The organism is Streptomyces sp. 378 (genome assembly GCF_030124145.1).
In the GTDB taxonomy this organism is placed as follows: Bacteria; Actinomycetota; Actinomycetes; order Streptomycetales; family Streptomycetaceae; genus Streptomyces.
In genome coordinates this window covers 1-24,830 of sequence record NZ_JASKMS010000007.1, presented here as the reverse complement: position 1 = coordinate 24,830, position 24,830 = coordinate 1, and the positions used below count along the sequence as shown (strand labels likewise).

Annotated in this window: 16 protein-coding genes and 1 pseudogene; 11 read left to right on the top strand and 6 right to left on the bottom strand. The window is 70.5% G+C overall.

The genetic code is table 11. The features are described 5' to 3' along the window. Window positions 1-120: 120 nt before the first annotated feature. Window positions 121-2,127 (top strand): bacteriocin-associated integral membrane family protein, encoded by a 2,007-nt coding sequence (locus QNO09_RS12030; protein ID WP_283970127.1) that lies wholly within the window; start codon window positions 121-123, stop codon window positions 2,125-2,127. 43 nt (window positions 2,128-2,170) lie between these two features. Continuing rightward, window positions 2,171-2,851 carry an ATP-binding cassette domain-containing protein gene (locus QNO09_RS12025; protein ID WP_283970126.1) on the top strand — a complete coding sequence of 227 codons (681 nt, stop codon included), beginning with the start codon at window positions 2,171-2,173 and terminating at the stop codon, window positions 2,849-2,851. Between the two features lie 359 nt (window positions 2,852-3,210). Here the strand turns inward: QNO09_RS12025 and QNO09_RS12020 are convergent, their stop codons facing one another. Further along, window positions 3,211-3,423, bottom strand: coding sequence for an EF-hand domain-containing protein (locus QNO09_RS12020; RefSeq protein WP_283970125.1), 213 nt, complete (start codon window positions 3,421-3,423; stop codon window positions 3,211-3,213). 413 nt (window positions 3,424-3,836) lie between these two features. Between QNO09_RS12020 and QNO09_RS12015 the strand changes: the two are divergent. Further along, window positions 3,837-3,947: pseudogene (locus tag QNO09_RS12015) on the top strand (GNAT family N-acetyltransferase); the annotation flags it as partial. Window positions 3,948-4,313: 366 nt separating this feature from the next. On the opposite strand, the gene QNO09_RS12010 reads toward QNO09_RS12015, so the two are convergent. From QNO09_RS12010 to QNO09_RS11990, 5 genes are all read right to left on the bottom strand, one after another. Next, window positions 4,314-5,492 carry a YncE family protein gene (locus tag QNO09_RS12010; RefSeq protein ID WP_283970124.1) on the bottom strand — a complete coding sequence of 393 codons (1,179 nt, stop codon included), beginning with the start codon at window positions 5,490-5,492 and terminating at the stop codon, window positions 4,314-4,316. Window positions 5,493-5,568: 76 nt separating this feature from the next. Then, a complete protein-coding gene (locus QNO09_RS12005; protein ID WP_283970123.1) occupies window positions 5,569-6,072 on the bottom strand; it encodes an ATP-binding protein in 504 nt (167 codons plus the stop codon). A gap of 275 nt (window positions 6,073-6,347) precedes the next feature. Beyond that, window positions 6,348-7,115, bottom strand: a complete 768-nt coding sequence (locus tag QNO09_RS12000) for an enoyl-CoA hydratase/isomerase family protein (RefSeq protein WP_283970122.1) — start codon at window positions 7,113-7,115, stop codon at window positions 6,348-6,350. A 181-nt stretch (window positions 7,116-7,296) separates the two neighbouring features. Further along, window positions 7,297-8,529, bottom strand: coding sequence for a L,D-transpeptidase (locus QNO09_RS11995; RefSeq protein ID WP_283970121.1), 1,233 nt, complete (start codon window positions 8,527-8,529; stop codon window positions 7,297-7,299). Between the two features lie 154 nt (window positions 8,530-8,683). After that, a complete protein-coding gene (locus QNO09_RS11990) occupies window positions 8,684-9,928 on the bottom strand; it encodes a L,D-transpeptidase (protein ID WP_283970120.1) in 1,245 nt (414 codons plus the stop codon). Window positions 9,929-10,115: 187 nt separating this feature from the next. On the opposite strand from QNO09_RS11990, the gene glgX reads away from it, so the two are divergent. From glgX to QNO09_RS11945, 8 genes are all read left to right on the top strand, one after another. After that, entirely contained in the window at window positions 10,116-12,383 is a 2,268-nt protein-coding gene (glgX, locus tag QNO09_RS11985) for a glycogen debranching protein GlgX (RefSeq protein WP_283970119.1), read from the top strand. 278 nt (window positions 12,384-12,661) lie between these two features. Beyond that, the gene (locus QNO09_RS11975) at window positions 12,662-14,539 is read left to right on the top strand and encodes an ABC transporter ATP-binding protein (RefSeq protein ID WP_283970118.1); all 1,878 of its coding nucleotides are present in this window, start codon (window positions 12,662-12,664) and stop codon (window positions 14,537-14,539) included. Continuing rightward, complete coding sequence (locus tag QNO09_RS11970) at window positions 14,536-16,461, top strand: ABC transporter ATP-binding protein (protein WP_283970117.1); 1,926 nt, start codon at window positions 14,536-14,538, stop codon at window positions 16,459-16,461. The genes QNO09_RS11975 and QNO09_RS11970 overlap by 4 nt, the downstream gene beginning before the upstream one ends. A 22-nt stretch (window positions 16,462-16,483) precedes the next feature. Further along, the gene (locus tag QNO09_RS11965; RefSeq protein ID WP_283970116.1) at window positions 16,484-18,247 is read left to right on the top strand and encodes an ABC transporter ATP-binding protein; all 1,764 of its coding nucleotides are present in this window, start codon (window positions 16,484-16,486) and stop codon (window positions 18,245-18,247) included. Continuing rightward, entirely contained in the window at window positions 18,244-20,016 is a 1,773-nt protein-coding gene (locus QNO09_RS11960; RefSeq protein WP_283970115.1) for an ABC transporter ATP-binding protein, read from the top strand. The genes QNO09_RS11965 and QNO09_RS11960 overlap by 4 nt, the downstream gene beginning before the upstream one ends. A gap of 170 nt (window positions 20,017-20,186) precedes the next feature. Continuing rightward, window positions 20,187-22,247, top strand: a complete 2,061-nt coding sequence (locus QNO09_RS11955) for a M4 family metallopeptidase (RefSeq protein WP_283970114.1) — start codon at window positions 20,187-20,189, stop codon at window positions 22,245-22,247. A gap of 197 nt (window positions 22,248-22,444) precedes the next feature. After that, window positions 22,445-24,091, top strand: a complete 1,647-nt coding sequence (locus QNO09_RS11950) for a M4 family metallopeptidase (RefSeq protein WP_283970113.1) — start codon at window positions 22,445-22,447, stop codon at window positions 24,089-24,091. Between the two features lie 62 nt (window positions 24,092-24,153). Then, a complete protein-coding gene (locus tag QNO09_RS11945) occupies window positions 24,154-24,690 on the top strand; it encodes a DUF1990 domain-containing protein (RefSeq protein WP_283970356.1) in 537 nt (178 codons plus the stop codon). The last annotated feature ends 140 nt before the right edge of the window (window positions 24,691-24,830 follow it).

Here is a 24,830-nt window from a genome sequence, read left to right as displayed (position 1 = left end):
CCAGTGGTCCGACCTAGGAAGCCGATGCTGCACCGAGGTATCAAGTTCGTCCATGTCGCCGTGTTGTTCTTCGCCGCGGTGCTGGCCTTCCTGTTCGTCCGGGAACTGGACGAGGACGAGGTGCTGGGCAACTCGGCCGTGATCTTCGTCTTCGACTCCGATGATTCGACGAGTGGAGCCCAGGTCACCCGGACGATCGCGTCGTTCGCCGAGGACCACGGCGTCACGGTGGCTCGTGAGGTGCCCGACCTGAGGGATCCTGATGGCCGCCGCCACCTGTACATGACCGCAGGCGATGACCCGTCCGATGCCAGCGAGTGGCTGAACGAGGGTTATCCGGCGTTCAGTTCGAACCTGGCCACGGACGTGCATCCGATTGCCGACATCGGACAGCGTGACCCGCGTGGCCACTACTATGTGTTCGGACCGCCGGAGACCGCGGACGCGTTGGTCGCGGAGTTCTCCGGCCTCGGCCTGAGGGCGGACGTGTCCCACCCGCTCTCGTATGAGGAACTGGCCACCACCTACACCAACAGCGTCATGTACTGGTCGTTCTGGGTGATCACTCTCGCCGCGGTGACCCTCACCGGCGCCAGCGTACTGCTGTCCGCGAGGACCTATGGAATCCTGCGGTTGCAGGGCTTCTCCCTGATGCATCTCCTCGTGCGTGACCTGAGGCAACTGCTGGTGCCCTGGGCCGTGACGCTCGGTGCCGTGACCGCGGTGGCACTCACCTTCCTCGGCTTCTACAACGGCTTTGCCTGGCTCTCGCTCTTCGCCACTCTGGCCGCCGCCTTGGCCGGACTGCTCATTCTCCTCGTGGTGTCCGCTCATGTGGCTGTGATCGCCCTGACGTTCAAGGTCGACGTGCTCCAAGCAGTAAAGGGTGCCCTCCCCGCTCGGACAGCATCCGTCGGCGTCTACCTGGTGCGCATTCCCGCTCTGCTACTCGCACTCAGTGTCGCCACCGACATCGCGGCGGTCGGCCGAGACATGGAGACGCGTCAGGAGAACCGGGCGGCCTACGCCGAGGCGGGCGACGCCGTCACCATCCGCCTCAACGGAGGCCTCTCCGGCGAGAAGGAGAGGGTCGTCGAGGAGATCGGCCCGTGGCTGCGCCGGGCAGACAGCAACGGTGAGGTCATTCTCGCCGGGCGCCGAGACCTCCAAAACCTGGCGCCGGGCTCACACCTCCCACCAGGTGAGGTGCTCGTCGTGAACGAAACCTTCCTCACCGAACAGCCCGTCCTCGATCCAGCGGGACAGCGCTACATGCCCGCGGACGGGAAGGGTAAGGCCGCAAAGGGGGACCGGGTACGGCTCATCGTTCCCGAATCCCTCCGCGGACACGAAGCAGCCCTCACCAAGGCGGTCGCCGGAGTGCTGGCTTCGGAATTCGACCCCCGGACCCAGTTGGAAGCGCTCCCTGCCAAGGGCGGCCAGAGCGTCTTCACATACAACCCCGGAAACCAGGTCTACAACGCGGCCCACAGCCAGAAGGAGGACCGCTCCCTCGTACAGGACCCGGTCCTTGTCGTGGTCCCCAACGGCTCACACTTCGTGTCCGACGACGGCTACACCGCGTTCGCCGCGCAGGAGGGCGTCGTCTTCCCCGACCCTGACGTCGTCGTGAGCGCCATTCAGGGGAAGAGACTGGGCGTCTACGTCGTGGCGCTACGTCCCGTCGCTGAGAACTCCGCGCTGAAGATGAGAGAGGTGGTCACCGAGTTTCGGGTACAGCTCTTCAACCTCGCGCTGACGGTCACCGTCCTCCTCATCGCTGGCCTCGGCATCTGCGTCATCTACGCGCGCAAGAACGCCCAGTCCATCTTCGCGCAGCACATCAATGGGTGGAGATACGTGGCCACCCACCGGTTCATCCTCGGCGTGGAGGCGGCCATCGCCTTCCTCCTGGCTACCCGAGTGCCCTTCGAAACATGGATGCGTAACAAGGACCTGGAACGGATCGCCGCGTCCGGTGCCCCCCTTCCCCGGCCACTCGTCGAGCTCACCGGACTTGACCTGGGCATCATCGCCGGGCTCGTGGCCGTCGAATTCGGTGCTGTGCTCCTTGCCCTTGCCGTCTTCCATCGTCGCATCATCAGGGAAGGGGCGACCGAGGCGTGAGACCCGTACGTGCGATCCCCTTCCCCTCAGCAGGAGTACTGTCGTGATCGATATCGAGAATCTCTCGAAGTCCTACGGTTCCCGGACTCTGTGGTCCGATGTCACCTTCAACATCAACCGTGGCGAGATGCTCGCTCTCGTCGGGCCCAGCGGCTCGGGCAAGTCCACCCTCCTCAACTGTCTCGGGCTGCTGGACAAGCCGAGCACGGGAGCGATGCGCCATGAGGGCAAGGACATCACTCGATTCGGCCGGCGCGAGACCCGTGGGTTCCGCCGCGACGTGCTCGGCTACCTGTTCCAGAACTACGCTCTTATCGAGAACGCGACCGTTTCCGAGAACCTCAAGGTAGCCGTGAAACCCCGCCGGTCCTCGCCGGACCAGCCTGGCACGACCATCGCCGAGGCCCTGGACCACGTGGGCCTGGGTGGCAGGGAGAAGGAAACGATCCACCACCTCAGTGGCGGAGAACAGCAGCGCGTGGCCCTCGCCCGGCTCATGGTCAAGCGGCCCGCTCTGGTGCTCGCGGATGAGCCGACCGGTGCCCTCGATGAGGCGAACGCGAACATGGTCGTCGATGTGCTACGCACAATGAGCAAGGCCGGGTGCGCTGTCGTCATCGCCACCCACAGCGCCTCAGTTCGGGATCAGTGCGACAGGGTCTTCGCCCTGGGTGAGAACGATCGTGCCGCGCAGCGACCGACCGCCAGCCTCCGCGCCACCTGACCAAGGCGCGTCTTTCCGTCCAAGAGCGGGGTCCGAGGAGGCGATCCTGCACACAACGGTCCATGGCTGGTACGTGCGCGGTGTCCAGCGTGAGGACGAGTTCCAGGGCGCGATCTCCGGGGAACCAATGGACAGCACACGCGACTGACCACAGCTGAACGTCGGCGGACCCAAAGGTGCGGCCGTGGTTGATGAGCAGCCAGTGGCGTCGGGCACGGCAGGCGGAGCACATCACGGGGATGCCTCTGAGAGCGAGTTCGCGTGAGTGGCCGACGCAGCGAATCGCCCCGGGGCCGTCGGCCGGTGGGGCCCGGTCCGCGACCGCGGACCGGGCCCCACCACTCGGCGAAAACCGGCGCCTACTTGTTCAGGTAGGCCCAGAACTCGTCGAAGCTCAGCTGCTTGTCGCCGTCGAGGTCGCGGGTCTTGATGACGACCTCGGCGACCGACTCGGTGACGTTCCAGTCGCCCGACCGGGCGAGGGCGGCCTTGAACTCGGCAGCGGTGACGAAGCCGTCACCATCCGTATCGATCTGCTCGAACTGCTTGCGTGCTTCCTCGATGTCCGCCACCGATCCGCCCCTCATCTCGTGCTGTGCGTCCTCGTGACGCGCGTTTGACGCAGGTCAGATTAACCGGCCGTGCGCGCCTCCAGCGCGGCGACCACCCAGGTAACTCCTCGCGATACGCCGCCTCGTGCCCGACGCCCTGCACGACGGCGAGCAACTCGCGGTAGCGGGCGACCTCGTGGGTGCGTGCGACCGCGGCCGGGCGAGCACGGTGGCGGGGTCAGCGTCTCCCGGCAGCTCGCGCAGCGCCCCGGCCGCCTCCGGCGAATCGCGCGCGAGCCCGTGCGCGCACGCCCGGGCTCCCAGCCGCACGAGCCGCCGGGAGAACCACAGGGACGCCCCGACGGGCGCGTCATGACCGCGGTCGGCCGCGTTGAACTCGGCCACCTTGCGCATCGCGGCCCGGACTCCAGCGGGTGGAGACTCGAGGAGCACGTCGTGACGGACCCTCCCGGGACATACTCGACGCGGCGGCGCGGGGCGCCTTCCCGCCGGTGGACGGCGGTACGACGATCGTGCCCCAGCCGCGGCGCGCAGCCGGCCGGGGGCGCGCCCGTGTGGGCGCAGGGGCGGCGGGGAACGCCCGCAGGCTGCGGGCGTTCCGGGCGGACGGCTACCGGCCCGTGGGCTAGGGGGCGCTGCTCCGGGCCGGGGCTTGTGGTGCGGGTCGCTCTCTCCGTGCCGGGGCCCGTGGTACGGGTCGCTCTCTCCGTGCCGGGGCCCGTGGTGCGGGTCGCTCTCTCCGTGCCGGGGCTTGTGGTGCGGGTCGCTCTCTCCGTGCCGGGGCTTGTGGTGCGGGTCGCTCCCGCGCTTGCCCGTGATCTTCGTGCGGCTGCGGGGCCCTCACCGGGTCAGGGCGGGTCGACTCCCCCGGGGTGGACGGTGTGAGCGCGTCACCGGAAGACGCCGGTGTGGCCGAGCGAGTAGCGGCCGGGCTGCGGGTAGACCGCGAGGCCGTGCGGGCCACTGCCGACCGGGATGCGGGCGAGCTGGGTGCCGGTGCGGGTGTCGATGGCGTACACCTCGGCGTCGTAACGGCCGGACAGCCACAGCACCTTGCCGTCGGCGGAGACGCCGCCCATGTCGGGGCTGCCGCCGTCGGGCAGCCGCCACTTCTTCGTCAGCTTGCCCTGAGTGAAGTCGAAGACGGAGATCGTGCCCTCGCCGCGGTTGCTCACGTACATCTCGCGTGAGTCCCGGCTGACGTAGAGGCCGTGGCAGCCCTTGCCGGTGGGCATCAGGGTGGGCTCGGTGAACTTGTCGCCGTCCAGGACCCACATGCCGTGGGCCATCATGTCGGCGATGTAGAACCTCTTGCCGTCGGGCGAGATCTTCACGTCCTGCGGCATGGCGCCCTGGAACGGCAGTCGCTGCTGCCCGACGACCTTCATCTTCTCGGTGTCGACCTTGAGCAGTTCGCCGCTGAACTCGCAGGAGACGATGAAGTAGCGGCCGTCGAGGGAGAAGTCGGCGTGGTTGACGCCGTAGCAGGAGACCGGGACGGTCTTCTCGACCTTCATGGTGTGTGGGTCGCGGAAGACCAGCTCGCGGTCGAGGGAGGCCATGACGACGGCGTACCTGCCGTTGGGTGTGAAGTAGAGGTTGTACGGGTCGTGGACCTCGACCTCCTTGCCCGCCTTGCCGGTCTTCGGGTCGATCGGGGTGAGGGTGTGGCCGCGGTTGTTGTTGACCCAGAGCGTCTTGAGGTCCCAGGAGGGCACGACGTGCTGGGGCTGTCGGCCCACGCGGATGGTCTCGACGATCTCGTAGGTCTTGGGGTCGATCACGGAGACCGTGTCGGACTCGGTGTTGGGGACGTAGACCCGGGACGGGAAGCCCTTGACCACCGGGGACAGCTTGTTCGGGCGGTCGGCCGCGTACACGTCCTCGGGATCCAGGACGGGCGGCATGCCGGGCAGGCCCTTGAGGGGCTTCTTCTCGGGCGGGGCGGGCACGGCGGCCTTGGTGGCGCGCGCCGGTGAGGTCCGTTCCCCGCTTCCGGTGCCACAGGCGGCGAGGGCGGCGAGGGCGGCACCCGCGGCCAGGGCGCTTCTGACGAGATGGCGGTGCATTGCCCCATTTAAGGGGCGTGCGGACGGGAATCCCGTGATTCACCCGTCCGGCGACCGGGTGAGGCATCGCGTGCGCTCAGCGGTCGGCGACCCGCATCTCGAACCAGGTGGTCTTGCCCCGGGGCAGCAGATCGACTCCCCAGCGGTCGGCGAGCTTGTCCACGAGGAACAGGCCCCGGCCGCTGATGTCCATCTCCTGGACCGGCATCAGGCAGGGCAGCCCCCGGGAGGGGTCGCGGACCTCGACGCGGATCCAGCCGCGGCGCCGGTGCAGACGCAGTCCGAAGACCCGGGCACCGGTGTGGCGTACGGCGTTGCCGACCAGTTCGGAGACGAGCAGGACCGCATCCTCCGTGATCTTGGGACTGAGCCCCCAGTGACGCAGCACGACGACCTGGGTGAGCCGTCGCGCGGTGGCCGCGGACTCGGGGCGGGACGGCAGTGGAACCTCTGCCTCCGTCGGGTTGCCGTACAACTCGAGCGCCTTCAGCGCGTGTTCGTCCTCGACGGTCGGCGACCAGCGCGCCGCGGCCGCATGTGCGTGTCCCCGCGGCTGTCCCATACCCTCCAGCCCCGCCATGCCCCCCATCATGGCCGTCCGGAACGCCCGACGGGGCCGTTCCCGGGGAATACGCCCCGGGGAACGGGCGGTGAACCGACGGTCGCCCGTCATATGCCAACGGCACTACGAAGGCATGCATACCTCATCTGACCTGCTGGAACGACTCGTTTCGGAGTACGGGGCGAACTCCCTCGACCAGACACGCTTAAGGTTGGCTTAAGGGTGACATAAACCGCCCCATCGAGGGATCCCGGGTCAGACACGGTGTCAATGGCAAGCCCCTGGAGGGAGGTTCAGCGGAACTTCGCCTTGCCGGGCCCCTCCTCCACGAAGCTGCGCATCCCGCGCTCGCGGTCCTCGGTGGCGAACAGACCGGCGAACCAGTTGCGTTCGATCGCGAGGCCCGTGTCGATGTCCGTCTCCAGGCCCGTGTCGATCGACTCCTTGGCGGCGCGCAGCGCGAGCGCCGGGCCCTGCGCCAGCTTCGCGGCCCAGGCGTGCGCCTGTGCGTACACCTCGTCGGCGGGCACGACCCGGTCCACCAGGCCGATCTCGCGGGCCTCGTCGGCCTTCACCATGCGGCCCGTGAAGATGAGGTCCTTGGCCTTGGAGGGGCCGACCAGGCGGGCCAGGCGTTGGGTGCCGCCGGCGCCGGGGATGAGGCCGAGCAGGATCTCCGGCTGGCCGAGCTTGGCGTTCTCGCCGGCGATCCGGAAGTCCGCGCACAGGGCGAGTTCGCAGCCGCCGCCCAGCGCGTAGCCCGTCACGGCCGCGACGACCGGCTTGGGGATCCGGGCCACCGCCGTGAACGAGTCCTGCAGAGCGCGGGCGCGCAGGACCATCGCGGTGTGGTCCATCGCCTGCATCTCCTTGATGTCCGCGCCGGCCGCGAACACCTTCTCGCCGCCGTAGACCACCACGGCCCGCACGTCCGCGCGGCGCGTGGCCTCCTCGGCGAGTTCCTTCAACCGGTCCTGCGTGGCGATGTCCAGCGCGTTCATGGGCGGGCGGTCGAGACGGATCGTGCCGACGCCTTCAGCGACTTCGAGAGAGACGGTCATGGCAGCAGGTTAACGGGGGCTAACAGCATTCGGCCCGGTGCGGTCGGTCACACCGGCCGGGGGCCCATCGGGACACCCCAGGCTCCGACCCGGGGTCACCCGCCGGGCAGGCGTGGCGCGGGTACCGACGGCGAGGGCCCCGGTGCGGTCGGTCGCACCGGGGCCCGTCGGTCGCTGAAAGCTACTTCTTCCACTTCTCCCACGACATGTTCCAGCCGTTGAGCCCGTTGTCCGGGTCGACGATCCGGTCCTCGGAGTTCTTGACGACCACCACGTCGCCGATCATCGAGTGGTTGAAGAACCAGGCGGCCGGCACCTTCTTGTCCCAGCCGCCGCGCACGTCGCGCAGGCCGATGCAGCCGTGGCTGGCGTTGTAGTTGCCGAAGGCTCCGCCCGCCCAGTAGTTGCCGTGCAGGAAGGTGCCGGACGTGGTCAGGCGGATGGCGTGCGGGACGTCCTTGATGTCGTACTCGCCGCCGTAGCCGACGGTCTCGCCGTTCATCCGGGTCACCGTGAGCATCTCGCTGATGACCATCTGGCCGTTCCAGGTCTCCATACCGGGCTTGCCGGTGGTGACCGGGATGGTTTTGATGACCTTGCCGTCGCGCATGACCTTCATCGTGAGCTTCTTGGCGTCGACGACGGAGACCTGGTTGCGGCCGATGGTGAACTCGACCGTCTTGTCCTGCTCGCCGTAGACGCCGTTGCGGCCCTCGACGCCGTCGAGGTTGAGGTCGACGGTCACCTTGGTGCCGGGCTTCCAGTACTTCTCGGGGCGGAAGTCGAGACGATCGTTGCCGAACCAGTGGCCCTCGACGTCGACGGCCGGCTCCGTCTTGATGCGGATGGCCTTCTCGACGTCCTCCGGGTGGGTGATGCCCCGCGAGAAGCGGATGGAGAACGGCATCCCGACGCCGACCTTGGAGCCGTCCTCGGGAGTGAAGGTGCCGATGAAGGTGTTCTCCGGGGTCAGCGTGGTGAAGCCGGCGTCCTCCGCGGCCGTGCGGCCCTCGGAGTCCTTGGCGACCGCGTGGACCGTGTACTTGGTGGCGCCGGCCAGATGGGTGGACGGCGTCCAGCTGGCGCCGTCCCCGGATATCTCGCCGTCGACCTTCTTGCCCTTGGCGTCCTTGACCTCGACCTCGGTCAGTTTCCCCTTCGCGGCGGTGACCTTCAGCGCACCGCTCGTGTCGACGGCCTTGGCTCCGTCCTTGGGGGTGATGCTGACGACCGCCTCGGACTGCCCGCTCCGCGCGGCGCCCGAGTCCTTGCCCTTGGTGTCGCCCCCGCTGGAACCGGAGTCGGCCCCTCCGCCGCCGCACGCCGTGACGGCGAGGAGCAGCACGCCGCATATCAGCGCGCGCAGTCCGTTCCCGCGTCCAACCGACGCCCCCGATATCGGTCGCCCGTTCAAGTGGTTCTCCCCTCCCAGGGCCAGGTCAGGCCCACACCTCGCGCGTCCCCCGCGCGTCGGCGAATAGTAACCACTGGGGGGACGGGCCCGGCGGCCCGCGATTGTCACTGTTCGGTCCCAACGCGGCGCCGGGTCAACCCGCCCCCCTGTCCGGCTACTTCACCGCACTGCCCGCCTTCCATGCATTCCAGCCCATATTCCAGCCTCCGAGCCCGTTGTCGGGAGAGACCTTTTTGTCATTGCTGTTGACGACTTCGACGACGTCCCCGATGAGGCTGCGGTCGAAGAACCAGCCGGCGGGGGTGTCCGAACTGCCGCCCTTCACATCGCGCAGCCCGATGCAGCCGTGACTGACGTTGGCGCGGCCGAAGACGGTGTGGTGCGCCCAGTAGTTGCCGTGCAGGAAGGTGCCGGAGTCGGTCAGGCGCATGGCGTGCGGGACATCCGGGATGTCGTACTCGCCCTTGCCGTCGCGCTTCTTGAAGCCGACCGTGGCGCCGTTCATCCGGGTGACGTCGAGCATCTCGGTGACCACCATCTTGCCGTTGTACGTGGTGGTCTTCGGCGCGCCCGCCGTGATGGGCACGGTGGCGAGGGGCTCGCCGTCGCGCCGGACCTCCATGGAGTGCGCGGCGGCGTCGACCACGGAGATCTGACTGCGGCCGACGGTGAAGGAGAACGTCTTGTGCTGGAGGCCGTAGACCCCGGGGGCGCCCTCGACGTCGCGCAGGCGCAGGTCGACGGTGACCTGGGTGCCGGGTTTCCAGTAGTCCTCGGGGCGGAAGTCGAGGCGCGTTCTGCCGAACCAGTGCGGGCGGATCTCCACGGCGGGGCGGGCGGTGACCCGCACCGCGCGTTCGACTGCGGCGCGGTCGGTGATCTTCCGGTTGAACTCCAGGGAGACGATCATGCCGGTGCCGACGGTGGCACGGTTCTCCGGGGCGACGTAGCCGATGAAGCGTTCCCCGGGGACGTAGGTGGTGAAGGTGGTGTGCCGGGCCGAGCGGCGTCCGTCGCCGTCCACGGCCACCGCGTCGATCGTGTACCTGGCGGCCAGCGCGAGCCGCTGGTCGTCGGGTTCCCAGGTCAGGCGGTCGGCGGAGAGATGCCCGGGCACCGGGGTCTCCTGCGCGTCCTGCGACCGGACGACCTTCACCTTCTCCAGCCGGCCGTCGGGCACGCGCACCCGCAGCTTCTTCCCGGGGCGCACACCCCTGCTGCCGTCCTCGGGCGAGACCTTGATGACGTCCTCGGGCGCCGGGGGCGCGCCGAACGCCCCGGTGATCCCGCCCGCGTCGTCCGAGGTACAGCCCGTGGCCCCGGCGAGGAGCCCTGCCCATGTCACTACGGCGGCCAGCGCGGCCCTCGCGCGCCGCGCGCGCCCTTGTACGTGCCTCACGGGGTGCCCAACGACCGGCCGTGTCCCCGGAAACGACCATGCCCGCCCCCGGGGAAACGTGAGTGCGACCCACGCTCTGGGCAGAACAGTGGGGAGGACGACGCGCAGGGGAGCCGCGACCCGGGCCGCAGCACAGGGCCGCACCCCTCTGTCCCCCGTCGTTCCACGAGCCGCGGGAGGCGGACAGGTGTCCAGCGCAGCCGAGCAGGAGGCGGTGGCCGGTCATCAGGCCACCGGGAACGGGCGCCAGGACGCCGCCGTGAACGGCGCACGGCGGGCCGCGCCGCCGCCCACCGTGCCCGCGTGGCCGGGTGCGCCGACCCCGCTGGGCGCCCGGTTCCGGGTCGGTCCGGACGGGGTGGCGGGCACCAACTTCGCGTTGTGGGCGGGCGGGGCGGAGGGTGTCGAGCTGTGCCTCTTCGACGAGGCGGGCAAGGAGTCGCGGGTGCGGCTCGGCGAGCTGACCCATGAGATCTGGCACGGCTTCGTCCCGGGCGTGCTGCCGGGCCAGCGCTACGGTTACCGGGTGCACGGCCGCTGGGACCCGTGGACCGGCGCCCGCTGGAACCCGGCGAAGCTACTCCTCGACCCGTACGCCCGGGCGGTCGACGGCGCCGAGGGAAATGACTACAGCAGCCTGCCGCCGGAGGTGTACGGGCACGTCCGCGACTGGCCCCAGCAGCACGTCGCCGACACCGTGCGCGACGACCGGGACTCGGCACCGCACGTGCCGAAGGGCGTCGTCGTCCACGATGACGACGACTGGGCGGACGACCGCCGCCCGAAGACGCCGTGGGCCGACTCGGTGATCTACGAGCTGCACGTCAAGGGCTTCACGCGGCTGCACCCCGGCATCCCCGAGGAGCTGCGCGGCACCTACGCCGGTCTCGCGCACCCGGCGGCGATCGAGCACCTGGTCCAGCTGGGCGTGACGGCGGTGGAGCTGCTGCCGGTGCACCAGTTCGCCCACGAGGACCACCTGCTGCGCCGGGGCCTCAGGAACTACTGGGGCTACAACTCCATCGGCTACTTCGCCCCGCACGCGGCCTACGCGGCCTCCGGGACGACCGGCCAGCAGGTCGGCGAGTTCAAGCGCATGGTCCGCGCCCTGCACGCGGCCGGGATCGAGGTCATCCTCGACGTGGTCTACAACCACACCGCGGAGGCGGGCGAACTCGGCCCGACGCTCTCTCTGAAGGGCATCGACAACCGCGGCTACTACCGTCTCCAGGACGACGCCCGCCGCTACGCCGACTACACCGGCTGCGGCAACACCCTGCACGTGGTCCAGCCGCATGTGCTGCGCCTGATCACGGACTCGCTGCGCTACTGGGTCACCGAGATGGGCGTGGACGGCTTCCGCTTCGACCTGGCGGCGGCGCTGGCCCGCTCCATGCACGACGTCGACATGCTCTCCCCGTTCCTCGCGGTCATCGCCCAGGACCCGGTGCTGCGCCGGGTGAAGCTGATCGCCGAGCCGTGGGACGTGGGGTCGGGCGGCTACCAGGTGGGGGCGTTTCCCCCGCTGTGGACGGAGTGGAACGACCGGTACCGCAACGCCGTGCGGGACTTCTGGCGGCACGCCCTGCCCGACGTCCGGGAGATGGGCTACCGCCTGTCGGGCTCCAGCGACCTGTACGCCTGGGGCGGGCGCAGGCCGTACGCGTCCGTCAACTTCATCACCGCCCACGACGGGTTCACCCTGCGCGACCTGGTGAGTTACGGGCGCAAGCACAACGAGGCCAACGGCGAGGGCAACCGGGACGGCACGGACGACAACCGGGCCTGGAACTGCGGCACCGAGGGCGAGACCGACGACGAGGGGATACGAGCGCTCAGGCGGCGGCAGCTCAGGAACCTGCTGACCACCCTGCTGCTGTCCACGGGCGTGCCGATGCTGGTCGCCGGCGACGAGCTGGGCCGCACCCAGCGCGGCAACAACAACGCGTACTGCCAGGACAACGAGATCGGCTGGCTGGACTGGACGCTGCTGACGGACCCCGGCTGGAAGGCCCTGTTCGCGCTGACGTCCCGGCTGATCGCGCTGCGCCACCGTCACCCGGTGCTCAGGCGCCGGGCGTTCTTCTCGGGCCGGGCCCAGACCGCGGACGGGCTGCGCGATCTGGCCTGGTTCACCTCCCGCGGCACGGAGATGACGGAGCAGGACTGGTACGCGCCCGCCGCCACGCTGGGCATGTACCTGTCCGGCCGGGACATCCCGGGCCGGGACGAGCGCGGGGAGCAGATCGTCGACGACAGTTTCCTGGCCGTGCTGCACGCGGGCGAGGGACCGGTCACCTTCACGCTGCCGGGGCCGCCCTGGGCGGAGCGCTACGAGGTCGTCGTCGACACGAGCCTGGAGGAGCAGGCGGAGGCGCCGGGCGTGGAGCACCGGGCGGGCACGGAGATCACGATACCGGCGCGGGCGGTACTGCTGTTGCGGGTGGCGGGCTAGCTGTTCCGTCCGAGGATGCCCCGGTCGTACGCCACCGCCACCGCATCCGCGCGGTCCTTGACGCCGAGCTCGGCGTAGAGGGGGTCCCGGCGGGCGGGGCCCGCCACATCGGCCGTCTCGCTCGAACGGGCATCAGCCGATCGGCTGATGCGGCCGTACGACCCGACCGGTCCCGCCGGGCGATCTGCCGAACGCCCAGGTCGCAGGACCATGGGCCGATCCGGGTCCGGCGGAAACTCGGTGGGCAGTGTCAGTGACGATCCGTAGGCTCGCTGCCGATGGCCACGACACCCGCCCCCGCCCAGGACCGTTCCGCCGTGCGTACGCTGCTGCGCCTGTGGCCGTATGTGCGGCCCGTGCGAGCGCGGCTGTCCGGCGCCGCGTTCGTCGCGATACTCGCCTCCTGCGTGGGCCTGGTGATCCCGCTCGTCCTGAAGTGGATGGTGGACGGGCCGATCGCCGACAGGGACCCGGCCGGGGTGTGGCTCGGCGCGCTGTACCTGCTGCTCCTCGGCTTCACCGAGGCCCTGCTGTTCGGGCTGCGGCGGTGGCTCGTGGCCCGTCCGCTCTCCCACGTCGAGGCGTCGATGCGGGCGGATCTGTACCGGCACCTCCAGCGGCTACCGGTGTCCTTCCACGACCGGTGGGCCTCGGGGCAGTTGCTGTCCCGGGCGACGACGGACCTGATGCTGCTGCGCCAGTTCCTCGCCTTTCCGCTGACGTTCCTGCTGGTCAACGGGGTGACGATCCTCGTCGGCGTGCTCATCATGCTGCTCCAGGACTGGACGCTGGGGCTGGTCATCCTCGGGCCGGCGCTGCCCGTCATGGTCACTTGCGTGATCTTCGAGAAGCGTTACGCCGCGATGGCCCGGCGCGCCCAGGACCAGGTCGGCGACCTGACGACGGTCGTCGAGGAGAGCGTGCTCGGCATCCGCATCATCAAGGGCTTCGGCCGCCACCACAGCCAGGCGCTGGCCTTCCGGGACCTGTCGGCGAAGCTGCGCGGCACGGAACTGCGCAAGGCGCGGCTGCTGGCCGCCATCTGGGGTGTCATCGTGACGCTGCCCGAGGTGGCGATCGGGGCGGCGCTGGTGGTGGGCGTCGTCCAAGTGGCCGACGGTGCCCTGTCGGCGGGCACGCTGGTGGCGTTCCTGTCGACGGCGCTGGCGCTGCGGTGGCCGGTGGAGTCGATCGGGTTCCTGCTGGCGATGAGCCAGGAGGCGGCGACGGCGACGCAGCGGTACTTCGAGGTGATGGACGAGGACGCGGAGGACGACACGGAGGGAACGGCGGAGGGGATCACCGCCACCGCAACCGTCCCTGCCACCGCCATCGCCACCACCGCGGCCCCCGCCCCCGCTTCCACCTCCGGCACCGCTGGCACCGGCACCGGCACGGTGGACGTCCGGGACAGGGGACTCCGCTTCCACGGGGTGCGCTTCCGCTACCCCGACGCCCCGCCCGGCACCCCGCCCGTCCTCCAGCACATCGACCTGCACATCCGCCCGGGCGAGTCCATGGCCCTGGTCGGCGCCACCGGCAGCGGCAAGACCACCCTGACCGCGCTCATCCCCCGCCTGTACGAGCTGACGTCGGGCCGCATCACCCTCGACGGCGTCGACATCAGAGACCTCCCCAGACAAGCGCTGCGCGCCAAGGTCGCCGTGGCCTTCGAGGAGCCCACGCTGTTCTCGGCCACGGTCGGCGACAACGTTCTCATGGGCGCGAAGGACACCGCGGGTACGGCTGATCTGGAGCGCGCGCTGGCCGTCGCCCAGGCCGACTTCGTGTACGCCCTGCCGCAGGGGACGGACACCCGGGTGGGCGAGCAGGGCCTCAGCCTCTCCGGCGGCCAGCGCCAGCGCCTCGCGCTCGCCCGGGCCGTCGTCGGCCAGCCGGAGTTCCTCGTCCTCGACGACCCGCTGTCGGCCCTGGACGTGCACACCGAGGCCGCCGTGGAGGCCGCCCTGCGTCAGGTCCTCGCGGACACGACCGCCCTGATCGTGGCGCACCGCCCGTCCACCGTGCTGCTCGCCGACCGGGTCGCGCTGCTGTCCGGCGGCCGGATCGCCGCGGTCGGCACCCACCACGAACTGCTGCGTACGAACGCCGAGTACGCGCATCTGATGTCAGGGGAAGAGGAGGGCGCACGATGACGGCGGCCACCGGCACACCGGCCGGCAGCACACCCGACGAACAACCCGACGAACCTCCCGGCGACCGACCCGACGATCGGCCGGCCGCCACCGGCGACCCCTTCGACCGGGACGTCCTGCCCACCCCGCCGGGCGCCACCAAAGCCCTGCTCCGCTCCCTGCTCGCGCCCCTGAAGGCCAGGGTCACGGTCACGACGGTCCTGCTGCTGCTCCAGCAGGCGGTCGTGCAGGCGGGGCCGCTGCTCGTGGCGTACGCCATCGACCGTGCCGTACCGGCGTTCCGGGCGCGGGACCACGGGCCGCTGATCGCGGTGGGCGTGGGCTACCTGGCGTGCGCGCTGGCCGCGGGCGGGCTGCAGTTCGCGTTCGTCGGCGCCGCCGCACGGGTCAGCCAGGACGTGCTGCTGGATCTGCGGGGCCGGATCTTCCGCCACGCGCAGGCGCTGAGTGTCGACTTCCACGAGCGCTACACCTCGGGCCGGCTCATCTCCCGCTCCACGGCCGACGTGGAGTCACTGCGCGAACTGCTCGACGAGGGCCTCCAGGAGCTCGTGACGGTCATCCTCTCCTTCGTCTACATCTCGGTCATGCTGCTCTGGCTCGACCTGGGCCTCGGGGGCGTGGCGGTGGCGTCCCTGGTGCCGCTCTACGCCCTCGTGCGGGGGTACCAGCGGCGGGCCGGCCGGGTGTACCGGGCCCGGTCGACGGCCATCGCGGCCGTCATCGTCACGTTCGTCGAGACCATGAACGGCATCCGCCCGGTGCGCGCCTTCCGTCGCGAGGCCGTCAACGACGCGGACTTCGGCGTGCTCAACCGGCGGCACGAACGGACCAACGGCGACGCGCTGCTGGAGATTACCCGCTACGTCACCGGCTCGCGGCTGGTCGCCAACGTGGCGGTCGCGGCGATCGTGCTGTGGGGCGCCTACCGGGTCGCGGACGGCACACTGGCCCTCGGTGTGCTGGCGGCGGCCGTGCTGTACCTGCGGCGGCTGTACGACCCCATCGACCGTCTCGGGATGTTTCTGAACTCCTACCAGTCGGCGGCCGCCTCCCTGGAGAAGATCGCCGGCCTGCTCGCGCAGACCCCGTCGGTCCCCGAGCCGGCCGCCCCCCGGCGGCTGCCGCCGCCGGAGAGCGAACACCCCGACCGCGCGGTGGTCTTCGACGGCGTCCGCTTCGGTTACCGCACCGGCGGCGAGGTGCTGCCCTCCTTCGACCTGACCCTTCCGGCCGGGCAGACGGTCGCGGTCGTGGGCTCCACGGGCGCCGGCAAGTCGACGCTGGCCAAACTGCTGGCCCGGTTCTACGACCCTTCCCCAAGCTCTCAACTGCGTTCGAGCAGGGGAGACCCCTACGGCGGCCGGGTGCTGCTGGACGGTGTCGACCTGCGCGACCTCGCCGTGCCCGAACTGCGACGCGGGGTGGTCATGGTGACGCAGGAGGCGTTCCTCTTCTCCGGCACGGTCGCCGACAACATCGCGATCGGCCGCCCGGACGCCACCCGCGAGGAGATCGAGCAGGCGGCGAAGGAGATCGGCGCCCACGACTTCATCAGCGCCCTTCCCGACGGCTACGACACCGACGTGCGCAAGCGGGGCGGCCGTATCTCCGCCGGGCAGCGGCAACTGGTCGCCTTCGCCCGGGCGTTGCTGGCCGACCCGGCCGTGCTGATCCTCGACGAGGCGACCAGCTCGCTGGACATCCCCGGGGAGCGCGCGGTGCAGCGGGCCATGACGACGGTGCTGAAGGGCCGTACGGCCGTGGTCATCGCCCACCGGCTGTCGACGGTGGAGATCGCGGACCGGGTCCTGGTGATGGAGCACGGCCGGATCGTGGAGGACGGCGAACCGGCCGAACTCATCGCGGGCACGGGCAGGTTCGCGGACCTGCACCGCGCCTGGCGGGACAGCTTGGCGTAGAGCGGTGGCGAGGGGCGGGCGGATGATCGACGCGTACGAGGAACCCGGCACACCCGACGACCGGAGCGGCGCCCGCTACCTGTGGTGGCTGGTCGCCCGGCAGCCGGGGCGGTGCGCCGCGGGGGCGATGTTCGGCAGTGTGTGGATGGTGCTGCTGGCGGCGACGCCGTATCTGATGTCCCGGGCGATCGACGACGGCCTGGAGCCCGGGGACATGAGGGCGCTGGCCCTGTGGAGCGGCGCGCTCTTCGCGGTGGGCGCCTTCAACGCCTGGCTGAGCATCATGCGGCACCGCACCATGACGCGGGTGCGGATGGACGCCAACTTCCGCACGGTGAAAGTGGTCGTCGGGCAGGCGGTGCGGCTGGGCGCCTCTCTGCGGCGGCAAGCGGGCGCCGGGGAGGTCGTCACCATCGGCGTCAGCGACGTGCAGACGGTCAGCCAGTCGCTGACCGTGGTGGGGCCCGGGGTCGGCGCGGTCCTGGGCTATCTGGTGATCGCCCTGCTGCTGGTGTCGGTCTCGGGCTTCGTTGCCTTGATCGTGCTGCTCGGCATTCCGGTGCTCGCCCTGGTGATGGGGCCGCTGCTCGGCCGGTTGCAGGGGTCGGAGGCGGAGTACCGTGCGCGGCAGGGCGTGCTGACGGCGCGCATCGGTGATCTGGCAGGGGGGCTGCGGGTCCTCGCCGGTCTGGGCGGCAAGCAGCTGGTGGCGGACGCCTTCCTGCAGGACTCACGCCGCCTGCGTGAGCAGGGGTACCGGGTGGGGGCGGTGACCAGCTGGGTGCAGGCGCTCGGGGTCGGGCTGCCGACCCTGTTCCTCGCGGTGGTGACCTGGCTGGCGGCCCGGCTCGCCGCGCAGGGCGGCATCACCGTGGGCCAGTTGGTGTCCGTCTACGGCTATGTCGCCGTGCTGGTGTGGCCGGTGGCCTTCCTGGTCGAGTGCGGCTACCAGATCAGCCGCGGCCTGGTGTGCGCACGCCGGGTCGTACGCTTCCTGCGCCTGGAACCGATGGCCGGCTCGGGGACCCTGGACGCCCCGTCCGAACCGTCCGCTCTGTACGACCCCGAATCGGGCGTACGCATCCTGCCGGGGCGCCTGACGGCCTTGGTCGCGGAACACTCCGCGGACGCGACCACCGTCGTGGACCGCCTGGGCCGTTTCGTCCCGTCGAGCGTGACATGGGGAGACACACGCCTGGACGACATCGCCCTGAACCAGATCCGGTCGCGCATTCTGGTGTCCGACCACGAGGCGGACCTGTTCGCGGGCGCCCTCTCCCACATGCTGGGCGTACAGGGCACGTCCCCAGGGGGCGCGGGGAACTGCGCGGACCACCACAACGCGCCCGCAGCCACCCCACCAGACCACCCGGCACTGCGGAAGGCGCTCCACACAGCCGCGGCGGAGGACATCGTCCAAGCCCTTCCTCACGGCCTGGACACCCTCATGGACGCTCAGGCCCGCAACCTCAGCGGCGGCCAGCGCCAGCGCATCCGCCTGGCCAGAGCCCTCCTGACCGACCCGGAGATCCTCCTGGCCATAGAGCCCACCTCGGCCCTGGACGCCCACACCGAAGCCACCGTCGCCACCAGGCTGAGGAAAGCGAGGGAAGGCCGCACCACCGTCGTGACCACCACCTCTCCTCTCGTCCTGGATCGCACGGATACCGTCCACTACCTCAGGGACGGCAAGGTCGAAGCCTCCGGCACCCACCACGAACTGCTCGTCACCACCCCCGGCTACCGCACCCTCGTCGCGAGGGACGCCGAGGAGGCCCTGGGATGAGCCAGGCACACCTGCCGGTCGCTGAACGGGCCGACATTCGGCGCGCCCTGCTGGTTCTCGTACGGGCCGACGCCCGCGCCTTCGGTGTCGTCCTGGGCCTGAACGCGCTCGCGGCCGCGGCGGGGCTGGCCGGTCCGTGGCTGCTGGGCCGGATGATCGACGAGGTGCAGGCCGGGCACGGGACGGCCGCCGTGGACCGGCTGGCCCTGCTCCTGCTGCTGAGCGTCCTGTCACAGGTACTGCTGGCGCGGTGGGCCCGGTACGTGGGACATCGATTCGGGGAGCGGACCCTGGCCCGGGTGCGGGAACGGTTCGTGGACCGAGCGCTGACGCTGCCCGCGTCGGTGGTGGAGCGAGCCGGCACCGGTGACGTGACGGCACGCGGGACGGCGGACGTGACGACGGTCGGCAACACCCTGCGGGACGCGGGCCCCGTCCTGCTGGTCAACCTGGTGCAGGCACTGTTCCTGATCGGCGCGGTCTTCCTGATGCACCCCCTGCTCGGCGTCCTCGCGGTGCTGGCGCTGACGCCGATCTGGATCGTCTTGCGCTGGTATCTGCGACGAGCCCGGGACGGTTACCTCGCCGAGGGCGCCGCCACGTCGGACGTGGCGGAGATCGTGGCCTCGACGGCGGCCGGGGCACGCACGGTGGAGACCTTCGGGCTCCAGAAGCAGCGCACGGCCGCGAGCCGGGACGCCCTGGAGACCTCCCGCCGCGCCCGCTACCACACCCTCTTCCTGCGTTCGGTGCTCTTCCCGGTGATGGAGACGTCGTACGTCCTCCCGGTGGCCGGAGTGCTGGTGATCGGCGGTGCGCTGCACGCGTCCGGCTCGATGAGCCTCGGAGCGGTGGTGGCGGCGGCGCTGTATCTGCACCAGCTGAGCGCGCCCCTGGACGAGGTCCTGGTACGGATCGAGCAACTCCAGTCCGGCGGCGCCTCCTTCGCCCGGGTGGAGGGGCTGGCCCGGGCGCCGCGGGTGGCCGGTGAGGGCGACGGTCCGGATCCGGACGGTGACCGCATCGACGTCACCGGGGTGCGCTACGCGTACGAGGGGGGCGTGGAGGTGTTGCGCGGCGTCGACCTGACGGTGCGGCCCGGGGAGCGGCTGGCCGTCGTCGGGCCGTCCGGTGCCGGCAAGACCACGCTGAGCCGGCTGATGGCGGGCGTCGACGCGCCGACCTCCGGCTCGGTCACGGTCGGCGGTGTGCCGGTCGTCGGACTGGGGCCGGAGCGGCTGCGCCGCCAGGTCGTCCTGGTCTCCCAGGAGCACCATGTGTTCCTCGGCTCGGTCCGCGACAATCTGCGCATGGCCGAACCGGCCGCGGACGACGACTCGTTGTGGGAGGCGCTGGCCGTGGTGGGCGCCGACGCGTGGGTGCGGGGGCTGCCGCAGGGGCTGGACACCCCGCTGGGCCAGGGCGGTTGCCGGACCGACGGCTCGCAGGCCCAGCAACTCGCTTTGGCCCGGGTCGTGCTGGCGGACCCGCACACGCTGATCCTCGACGAGGCGACCGCGCTGCTCGACCCGACGACCGCCCGGCACACCGAGCGGGCCCTGGCCGCCGTCCTCGAAGGGCGCACGGTCATCGCCGTCGCGCACCGGCTGCACACCGCGCACGACGCCGACCGGGTGGCGGTGATGGAGGACGGCCGGCTGACCGAACTCGGCACGCACGACGAGCTGGTGGCGGCCGGCGGGGCCTATGCGGCGCTGTGGCACTCCTGGCACGGGGAGCTGCCCGGGGACGACCAAGCGTCCGCATAGCGAACATGAACTTCCGGACAACGAACCGTTTCCGGCCATAGTTTTGACGCGGTCCTGACAGAAAGCGCGCTCCCCTGCCACGCTTCCCACGACTGCTCCACAGGAACCCCACAGCAACACCTCCACCTCCCCAGGCCGGGCGACCCCCGGTCCCGCAGAAGGAGTCCGTGTTGAGAAGCAGTTCCGCGCGCAGAGGCACCTCCCACAGACGCACTCCGCACACCACCCGTCGCACCGCGGCCGTGGCCCTCGCCGGCGTCGCCGCGCTGATCGCCGCAGCCGTCCAGAGCGGCACCGCCACCGCAGCCCCGGAGAAGGCACCGTCGGCCGCGAGCAAGGCGATCCCCGGCTCGGAATCGGTCAAGCTCAGCCCCGCGCAGCGCGCCGCGCTGATCCGCGAGGCCGAGGCCGGCAAGGCGCGGACGGCCCGCGACCTGGGCCTCGGCGCCAAGGAGAAGCTGGTCGTCCGGGACGTCCTGAAGGACCGTGACGGCACCGTGCACACGCGCTACGAGCGCACCTACGACGGCCTGCCGGTCCTCGGCGGCGACCTGGTCGTGGAGAGCACGAAGGCGGACGCCACGGCGGCCGTCGTCAAGGCCACCCGTGCCGCCGTCAAGCCCGCCACGACGAAGACCGCGGTGCCCGCCGCGAAGGCCCGGCAGCAGGCCCTGACCGCCGGCGAGGCCGACGAGGCCAAGAACCCCGACATCAACCGCGAGCCCCGCAAGGTGATCTGGGCCGCGAGCGGCACGCCGGTCGTGGCCTACGAGACGGTCGTCGGCGGCTTCCAGCACGACGGCACCCCGCAGGAACTGCACGTCGTCACCGACGCCACCACCGGCGAGAAGCTGTACGAGTGGGAGGCGATCGAGACCGGCACCGGCAACACGGTGTACTCCGGCACGGTCGACCTGACCACCACCCAGTCCGGGTCGACGTACAACCTCACCGACGGCGCCCGCGGCAACCACAAGACGTACAACCTCAACCGCGGCACCTCCGGCACCGGCACCCTCTTCTCCGGCCCGGACGACGTGTGGGGCAACGGCAGCCCGTCCAACCTGGAGTCCGCGGGGGCCGACGCACACTACGGCGCGGCGCTGACCTGGGACTACTACAAGAACGTGCACGGCCGCTCCGGCATCCGCGGCGACGGCGTGAGCGCGTACTCCCGGGTCCACTACGGCAACAACTACGTCAACGCGTTCTGGTCGGACAGCTGCTTCTGCATGACCTACGGCGACGGCTCGGGCAACGCCAACCCGCTGACGTCGATCGACGTGGCCGCGCACGAGATGACCCACGGGCTCACCTCGAACACCGCCGGTCTCAACTACAGCGGTGAGTCCGGTGGTCTGAACGAGGCCACCTCCGACATCTTCGGAGCGACGGTCGAGTTCTACGCGAACAACTCCTCCGACGTCGGTGACTACCTCATCGGCGAGGAGATCGACATCAACGGCGACGGCACGCCGCTGCGCTACATGGACAAACCGAGCAAGGACGGCGCGTCCAAGGACGCCTGGTACTCGGGCATCGGCTCGATCGACGTGCACTACTCGTCGGGCCCGGCGAACCACTTCTTCTACCTGCTCTCCGAGGGCAGCGGCACCAAGACGATCAACGGTGTCACCTACAACTCGCCCACCTCGGACGGCCTTCCGGTCACCGGCATCGGCCGGGACAAGGCGGAGAAGATCTGGTTCCGCGCGCTCACCACGAAGTTCACCTCGACCACCAACTACGCGGGGGCCCGCACCGGCACCCTCGCGGCCACCGGTGAGCTCTACGGCACGGACAGCGCCGAGTACAAGGCGGTCCAGCACGCGTGGGCGGGCATCAACGTCGGCACCCGGCCCGGCGACGGAGGCGGCGGCGGCACGTCCTTCGAGAACACCGCCGATGTGGCGATCCCGGACCGGGGCGCGGCGGTCACCTCGTCGGTCACCGTGTCCGGCCGGACCGGCAACGCGCCGTCCAACCTCCAGGTCGCGGTGGACATCGTCCACACCTACATCGGTGACCTCAAGGTGGAACTGGTCGCCCCCGACGGCACGGCGTACACCCTGAAGGGGTACGGCACCGGCGGCAGCGCGAACAACATCGACACCACCTACACGGTGAACGCCTCCTCCGAGGTGGCCAACGGCGTGTGGAAGCTGCGGGTGCAGGACAACGCGGCTGTCGACACCGGCTACATCAACAGCTGGAAGCTGACATTCCCGTAGGCCCTTGAGTCAGGGTGCCGCCCCGGTGGGTTCGAATCCCCCCGGGGCGGCGTCCGTTTCACGTGTCCTCGCGTACATCTGGTCGTCCATTTCTGGCCAACATCACCTCCCACTCCTGACATGTACGCGCCCTCGGTGCCACTCTTCCCCCACGCCGCACAGCACCGCAGCACCCCCCCCCACAACGAGGAGCTCGTGTGTCCACCCCTGTCTACGCGCGTAAAAAGCGCGCCACGCTCGCCATCGCCACCGCCGTCGCCGCGGGCGCCCTGCTCACCACCGCGCTGACGTCCGGCAGCAGCGTCGCCGCGGACTCCGCGAACAAGCCGGCCCTCGGCGCCGCCCCCGTGCTGCTCTCGGCGCCCGCCCGCACGGCGCTCATCCAGGAGCAGCAGGCGGACGCCACGCGGACCGCCGACGAGATAGGCCTCGGCGCCCAGGAGAAGCTGGTCGTCAAGGACGTCGTGAAGGACGCCGACGGCTCGGTCCACACCCGCTACGAGCGCACCTACGCGGGCCTGCCGGTCCTCGGCGGCGACCTCGTGGTGCACGAGTCGAAGTCCGGCGCGGCCAGGGGCGTCACCAGAGCCACCACGGCGGCGCTGAAGGTCGCCTCGCTCAAGCCCGCGGTCACCGCCGCCAAGGCGGAGAAGCAGGCCGTGACCCTCGCCAAGGCGGCCGGTTCGGCCAAGACCGCGGCGAACTCCGCTCCCCGCAAGGTGATCTGGGCGGCGAGCGGCACGCCGGTCCTCGCCTACGAGACCGTCGTCGGCGGCCTCCAGGAGGACGGCACCCCGAACGAGCTGCACGTCGTCACCGACGCCGCCACCGGCAAGAAGCTCTACGAGTACCAGGGCATCGAGACCGGCACCGGCAACACCACGTACAGCGGCCAGGTCACCCTCGGCACCACGAAGTCCGGGTCGTCCTACACCCTGTCGGACGCCACACGCGGCGGCAGCAAGACGTACAACCTCAACCGCGGCACCTCCGGCACCGGCACCCTCTTCTCCGGCTCCGACGACATCTGGGGCAACGGCAACCCCTCCAACCTGGAGACCGCCGCCGCCGACGCCCACTACGGCGCCCAGGCGACCTGGGACTTCTACAAGAACACCTTCGGCCGCAACGGCATCCGCAACGACGGCAAGGCCGCCTACTCGCGCGTCCACTACGGCAACAACTTCAACAACGCCTTCTGGTCGGACGGCTGCTTCTGCATGACCTACGGCGACGGCTCGGGCAACACCCACCCGCTGACCTCGCTCGACGTGGCCGCCCACGAGATGAGCCACGGCCTGACGTCGGCCACGGCGCGCCTCAACTACAGCGGCGAGTCCGGCGGCCTGAACGAGGCGACCAGCGACATCTTCGCCGCGGGCGCGGAGTTCTACGCGAACAACCCCTCCGACGTCGGCGACTACCTCATCGGCGAGAAGATCGACATCAACGGTGACGGCACGCCGCTGCGCTACATGGACAAGCCCAGCAAGGACGGCGACTCCGCCGACGCCTGGTCCGCCGGCCTCGGCAGCCTGGACGTCCACTACTCCTCGGGCCCCGCCAACCACTTCTTCTACCTGCTGTCCGAGGGCAGCGGCTCCAAGACGATCAACGGCGTCACCTACAACTCGCCCACGTCCAACGGCTCCACGGTCACCGGCATCGGCCGCACCAAGGCGCTGCAGATCTGGTACAAGGCGCTGACGACGTACATGACGTCGACGACCAAGTACGCGCAGGCCCGTACGGCGACCCTGAACGCGGCCTCGGCGCTGTACGGCGCCTCCAGCACCGAGTACAAGGCGGTCGCGTCCGCCTGGTCGGCCGTGAACGTCGGCTGACCGAAGCACGACCACGGGCGGTACCCGGGACGCGGTCCGGTCCGGGTACCGTCCTACTCTTGGTGACCGTGTCTTATCCGGATCCGAAGGACTTCACCTACGCCGATGTCGGCGCCACCCGCGATCAGGGCTTCTGCCCGCCGGGTTTCCACCTCATGACCGTCCGCACCCGCCTCGGCGAGGGCGAGGAGGTCTTCCGCCGGGCCGCGCAGGCGGTCCTCACCTGGGAGATGCACCGCGCGATGGGCGTGGGCCTCGACGCGGGCGCGGAGCGAGCCGCCCCCGGTGTCGACGTCACCGTCACCCTGGCCGGCATGATCAAGGCCCCCTGCCGCGTGGTCTGGACGGTCGAGGAACCCCGCCGGGCGGGCTGGGCCTACGGCACGCTGCCCGGCCACCCCGAGACCGGCGAGGAGTCCTTCGTGGTCGACCGCACGGGCGACGGCACCGTCTGGCTGACGGTGAACGCCTTCAGCCGTGCGGCGAAGTGGTACGCGAAGGCGGGCGGCCCCGCGACCAGGGGCTTGCAGCACGCGTACGCGCGCCGCTGTGGCACCGTCCTGCGGAACCTGGCGACGCGAGGTGACGAGCCGGCCTAGGCCCCTTCTGATGGATCTCCGTGGGAGAAGGAGCGGCGTTCGGTGCGTGCTCTGGGGGTCCCCCCTGCTCGAAGAGCTTGGGGGAGTGCCGCGTGGAAGCCCTCGTAGCGGAGCTACTCGGGCTTTCGCGCGGTGCGGCG